General features: G+C 64.6%; 1 protein-coding gene. It reads right to left on the bottom strand.

The window, feature by feature from the left end; translation table 11 throughout:
- Positions 1 to 570: AMP-binding protein (locus BG61_RS38825; RefSeq protein ID WP_035943825.1), on the bottom strand; the 570-nt coding region annotated here is incomplete at both ends.

Here is a 570-nt window from a genome sequence, read left to right as displayed (position 1 = left end):
GCCACCGATGTAAAGCTCGCCCACCGCACCAACAGGCACCAGCTGATGTTGCGCATCGAGCAGATACATGCGCGTGTTGGCGATCGGACGACCGACAGGCACCGTGGATGACGCGCTCGCTTCGAGTCCCGTCTGATAGCACGAAGACCAGACCGTGGTTTCGGTGGGACCGTAGAGATTCCACAGCGACTTGACCTTGTCGCCGAGACGGGCAGCCAGACCGGCAGACAAGGCTTCGCCGCCGCACAGGGCCGTCAGTTGCGCGCTGCCGGTCCACTGCGCATCGAGCAGCATGCGCCAGGTCGCCGGAGTGGCCTGCATGAAGCTGATGTCGTGCTTCGCGAGGAGGGCTTGCAGCGCGAGCGGATCGGCCGCATCGCTTCTGCGCGCGAGCACGACGCAGGCGCCCGTGCTCAAGGGCAGATACAGCTCCAGTCCGGCGATATCGAAGGAGATGGTGGTGACGGCGAGAAGCCTGTCGGCCGCGCTCATGGCGGTGACATCGCGCATCGAGCAGAGGAAGTTGAGCATCTCACGATGCTGGACCATCACGCCCTTGGGCTTGCCGGT

Source organism: Caballeronia glathei (assembly GCF_000698595.1).
Lineage (GTDB): Bacteria > Pseudomonadota > Gammaproteobacteria > Burkholderiales > Burkholderiaceae > Caballeronia > Caballeronia glathei.
Note: the sequence above shows the minus strand (reverse complement) of the source record. Positions and strands in the feature narration are given on the sequence as shown.